The sequence below is a fragment of the Methylomonas sp. BG-2 genome, from assembly GCF_057766305.1.
This window is the reverse complement of sequence record NZ_JBYMAP010000413.1, coordinates 1-1,972: the sequence shown is the minus strand read 5'-3', so window position 1 is coordinate 1,972 and position 1,972 is coordinate 1. Positions and strand designations below refer to the sequence as shown.

The following is a 1,972-nucleotide window of genomic DNA, read 5'->3' as shown; positions in this document are numbered from 1 at the left end:
CGAAGCGCCGTCATGCCTCCCGAGGGGGCGCTCCCTGAGCGGAGTCGAAGGGAACGCACCCCGTCGCTGCAACCCTTTACCTTATTCTCCCCGCCGTTTCAGCGTAATTATGCCCGCCAACGCGTGGAACATCACCCGGTAAGGGCGCGTTGGAGATGGCGCTGACGTTGACCAAGCTATTGTATAACCGGGTCGCCGGCCGACCGAGAAGCTTATCGGCTTGCCGGGAAAGCGCGGCGGCGGGCGGGAAAGGCGGTTGCCGGACGACTTACCGGCGCGGTTTGCGGATCGCGAGTCCGGCCAAGCCTCCGGCGAACAACCAGGCCGCGCCCGGCAGCGGGACCGTTGTCGAATAGGTCAGATTGTCGATGACGATGCCGTCGGAGGTGCCGTAAAAATAGATTTTGTCGATCAAGCCGGAGTAGCCGGACGCCAGCCAATAGGGCTGGAACGGTTGGTTGGTCGGATCAAGCGCTTCGTTGTAGACCAATTCGCCTTGGTAATACAGCGAATAGCTGATTTCCTGATCGGTGCCCCAAAAGGTGTAGTAAGTGCCTTCGAAGACCACCGGCGCGTCGTCGAAACTCAACTCGCCGCCCCACCCGTGAAAAAAGTGCTCGCCCAAGGCCGGGTCATGGTCGGTGCCGTAATAATCTCTCCATTGACCGGACGATTCCCAACCGGAAATCCCGCCGTAACCGTCGGGCATTTGGTAATTGGTGTCGGGGCCTATGTCTTCGAAAGTGACCACGACTTGCGACGCTTGCGTCGCGCCGGTTGCGCATAGGAATAGGGCTAAACAGCCGCTGGAGAATCTGGATTTCATGATGAGGTCCTGAAAGTAATTCGGCCCGCGGGCCGGGTGAATGAAAGCGGCTAGACGCGGCGACGTTTGACGGCCGTCAGACCGGCCAGCGCGCCGGCGAACATGCCCGCCGCGCCCGGCAACGGCACCGGCGCGGCGACATCGCCGTCGCGCACCGCCCAGACGTAATAGTGAGTCCCCTTGCTGATGTAGTTTTGCATGCCGGTGGCGGTGCTCAGGTACCAGGCTTTGCTGGCATCGTCGCCGTAGCTGGTGCCTAGCCAATAGCCGAAGGATTGAAGATGGCTGAACAGGCTTTCGTCGTCGGCGGTGGCCGGATCGTCGACAAGGCCGTAGCCGGACTGCGGTCCGCCATGCGTATCCTGGGAGCCTTTGTTTGCGAAATCGCCGTAGAACAGATGCGCCAGTTCCGAACTGGCCGTGGACACATTGAAGCCGCAGTCGCTGCCGCTGTAGCCGTAGTCGCAACCCGGTGCCCCCAGGTCGGTGAAGGTCGGTAGGCGCCAGTCGTCGTAACGGGTACCGCGCACGTCGTCGAAGTAGCTCAAGCCGTCTATCCAGGCTATGGCGTTCTGCCAGCTCATCTTGCCTTCGGCGTCGTAACCGCTGGTTTTGGAGTAGTTGGCGTCGGCCAGCCAGGTGATATCCAACTCGCTGTCGTAGATCAGACCGCCGCCGCGGTCGAATAGCCGGCCCTGCGCGCCGCCGGCAGTCAGCATGCCCAGTGCCGCTAACGCGCCGCATAGAATTCGGTGTGTCATGGTTGTCTCCCAAAAGTCGTTTTGATTGCCTACCCTCGGCAGACTGCTAACGGCGCCGAGACTGGGCGGCATTATCGGAAGGCCGATGCGGCGAGGGAACCCTACCGGAGTAGGGTGTTAGAACGGCGGAAGGGTTTGTTAAGATGTAATCGTTTTGCATGTTTTGGGCGAGCCTGCTTTGCCGTAACCCTCCCGGTTTAAGCGCAAGCCCGGTGAACAGCTTCGAATAGAACTCAGAGGGACCGGATCACTCGTCCGGATGATAGACGACTCGCTGGGCATCTGTTTCCGCTCCGATGCCCACGGTTTCCTGGCTCGGAGCGGTGGAGATTTCGAAATGACACAAAAACTGTTGACCGTGGCGTTGCTGCTGGCGATTTCCGGT

Annotated in this window: 2 protein-coding genes; both read right to left on the bottom strand. The window is 60.5% G+C overall.

Going from position 1 to position 1,972, the window contains the following annotated elements:
• Positions 1-268: 268 nt before the first annotated feature.
• Positions 269-826, bottom strand: coding sequence for a VPLPA-CTERM sorting domain-containing protein (locus AC3B8H_RS20770; protein ID WP_488443418.1), 558 nt, complete (start codon positions 824-826; stop codon positions 269-271).
• Between the two features lie 50 nt (positions 827-876).
• A complete protein-coding gene (locus tag AC3B8H_RS20765; protein WP_488443417.1) occupies positions 877-1,587 on the bottom strand; it encodes an Lcl domain-containing protein in 711 nt (236 codons plus the stop codon).
• Positions 1,588-1,972: the final 385 nt, after the last annotated feature.